Raw genomic sequence first — 2,578 nt, forward strand, 5'->3', positions numbered from 1 at the left:
CTGCCCAGAATAGCGAAAGTGAGATGCCGATTGTGACTGTTGGCATTAGCATGCACATTTCATTGACAAGCTTGAACAGGCGGCTTCCAAGGCCCTTTGAGGCAAGATACATTGCAAAGGGGAGGCCAAGTGCAATGGAGAGGATTGTGGCGCTAAGGCCTATAGCAAACGAAATGGTTATTGCCTCCAGGATATCCTTGGAAAGAAAATTGGCGTCAGTGTATTTCAGGAAGAAAAATGAGGGGAGAAGGACAATTGCGGCAAAAAAAAGCACACCTGCCACCATGCCTGCACCAGAGTAGCCGCTTATGCGCCTTTCAGCATCAACAAAGATTTTTCCAAGCCCGGATTTTTTGGAGTCGATGCTGCTTCGCGCAAAAAGGAAAATGAATGCCGAGACTGCGATAAGGATTGCAGAGATTGAGATTGCAGCATCAATGTCCGCAGGAGTGGAGTTTTTATAGAAAACCGTAAGCACTGGGACTGTTTTTATCGCACCTGCGACAAGGATTGAGGCTCCCGTCTCGCCAAGCGAGCGGGTGAAGGCAAGGATGGAGCCGGAAATGATGCCTGGCTTTGAAAGTGGCATCCAGACGTTGCGAAAGATTGTAAACGGGCTTGCGCCAAGCGACTGGGCCGCTCTGCCTAAGTCAGTATCTATAGTCATTATGGATGCCTGGGCTGTCCTTACAACATATGGGAATGTGAAGGCCACATGGAGCAGGAAAAGCACCTCAAAACCAGGGTTGAAAACACCTAGGCCGCTTGAGCCCCACATCAGGGCAACTGAAAGGCCAAGGGCGCTTGTTGGAATTACAAGCGGCAGGTCGATTAGGGTGTCAAAAAGCTCCTTGAAAGGAAAATTCTTTTTTGCCAAAAGCCATGCAACAGGAATGCCAAAAACAAGGTCGGCAAGCGTGACATAGAAGGCAAGGCTGAAGGAAACGATTAATGCGTTTTCCATTTCAGGCAGGTACTTGAAGCTGGAAAGCTTGAAAAAAACAAAGAACAGCGGGCCTAGCACAAAAACAAGGAAAAAGAGCACTGAAGCTAGGGTAACAAACTTTCCCACAAGCCTGTTTTGTGACAGTTTGTCAAGCAAGTGCAGCAATGGGTTGCCGTTGCCAAACATCAGAAGAAAGTTTGCCGGGGTAGTTAATAAGGCTTGCCAAAATATTGAAAATCAATTTACTCTATATAGATATAAGGGAGGGGCTTATGAAAGCAGGTGCGCTTGGGTTTTGAAAGCAGGAGTGAAGGTGATTAAAAGTAGACACAATGGACTTAGAAATCTGATATTTTTGGATTTGAAAGCTGGAATTGAAGCTGGAGTAGTTGTCTTGCGGTATGGGTTTGGGAGGCTTGGGAGAGCAGTTCAAGTTTGCAGTGCCATATCAAGTCTTTAGTAGTCTTCAAGCTCCTTTTTCAGCTTTGCAAGCTCCTCGTGGATTTCCGGCTTGCGGTGAAGCGGGTCAAGATGTGCTTTCTTTTCAAGCTCTTCAATGCGCGCCCTTATATTGGCTTTTTTGCGCGACAAATCCTTTTTTGACATGCCCATAGATAACACCCCGCAACAGTGAAGCAGATGTAATTTCTTTATTAGAGACTGCTTAATAAATCGATAGTGACCAATTGTTTAACAACAGGCGTGTTCATATGATATTTTCAGATAAATATTCTATACACAGGAGGCTTGTAATAACAATTGGCTTTATTTTACTCTCTTTTGTTCTCTTAATGCTAGGAGCTGACAGGATAATTTCAAGTTATTTGCAAGGCATGGGAAGAACCGGAGCTTTTGTTGCAGGTTTTTTTTATACTTTTGGCGTGACAACGCCAATGGCAATGGTGGTAATTTTAGAGCAGATGAAAGCGGGAGATGCGATTTATGTTGCCGTCTTGTCCTCATTAAGTGCAAGCGCACTTGACACTGTGTTGTTTACCGCATTCAGAGATACGCTTGAGACAAACGCAAAAAAGTTGAGAAGATACTATAAGACGAGGTTCGGGAAATTTGCATGGGCATTTCCAATGTCAGGGTTCTTCGTTTTCGGGCTTCCACTGCCTGACGAACTTGGACTGGCACTTGTCGGACTTTCCAAAATAAGGCCGCATGTTGTTGCCGTAGTCATTTTCCTTTCAAAGTTTTTGACCCTGATGGTGATTTCAGGGGCTTTTTCGTGACTAAAGCCATAAAAAAACTTGAGGGAGTGAAACCCTCAGGTGGAACACCTGAATTGCAGTGTCCCCCATATTGGATTTCTTGCAATTGAAGCAAGTCCCCCAGAGACAAAATATTGACGTGGGGGTGGGTCCGAAAAACATTTGAAAAATCTAATTTTCCAAAATTTTGTAACAGAGCTGCAAATCAAGGAAGTGGGATGAATCCAGGGGTTTCGGGGGAAACCTTGGTTTCCCCCAAGACGCCTTTGGGATTAGCTTGTCCTTCGGACAAGGCTCCAAAAGACAATAAATTGTCGTGGGGGTGGGTCCGAAAATCAAGGAAAAAACAGGGAGGGGGCCTGCCCCCTCCGGGTTTTGTCTTTGGGATCGGAGGGATTTGGACCCTCACATGCAG

At 45.5% G+C, this 2,578-nt stretch carries 3 protein-coding genes; 2 read left to right on the forward strand and 1 reads right to left on the reverse strand.

The features are described 5' to 3' along the window. Nucleotides 1–1,132, reverse strand: a 1,132-nt coding sequence (locus FJZ26_05495; protein ID MBM3229861.1) for an ABC transporter permease subunit, incomplete at its 3' end; no start/stop codon positions are given. Here FJZ26_05495 and FJZ26_05500 point away from each other — a divergent pair. After that, a complete protein-coding gene (locus FJZ26_05500) occupies nucleotides 1,122–1,406 on the forward strand; it encodes a hypothetical protein (protein ID MBM3229862.1) in 285 nt (94 codons plus the stop codon). The two genes, FJZ26_05495 and FJZ26_05500, sit on opposite strands and share 11 nt — an antisense overlap. A gap of 250 nt (nucleotides 1,407–1,656) precedes the next feature. Continuing rightward, on the forward strand, nucleotides 1,657–2,184 hold the full coding sequence (locus tag FJZ26_05505) for a hypothetical protein (GenBank protein ID MBM3229863.1): 528 nt from the start codon (nucleotides 1,657–1,659) through the stop codon (nucleotides 2,182–2,184). The last annotated feature ends 394 nt before the right edge of the window (nucleotides 2,185–2,578 follow it).

Source organism: Candidatus Parvarchaeota archaeon (genome assembly GCA_016866895.1).
In the GTDB taxonomy this organism is placed as follows: Archaea; Micrarchaeota; Micrarchaeia; order Anstonellales; family VGKX01; genus VGKX01.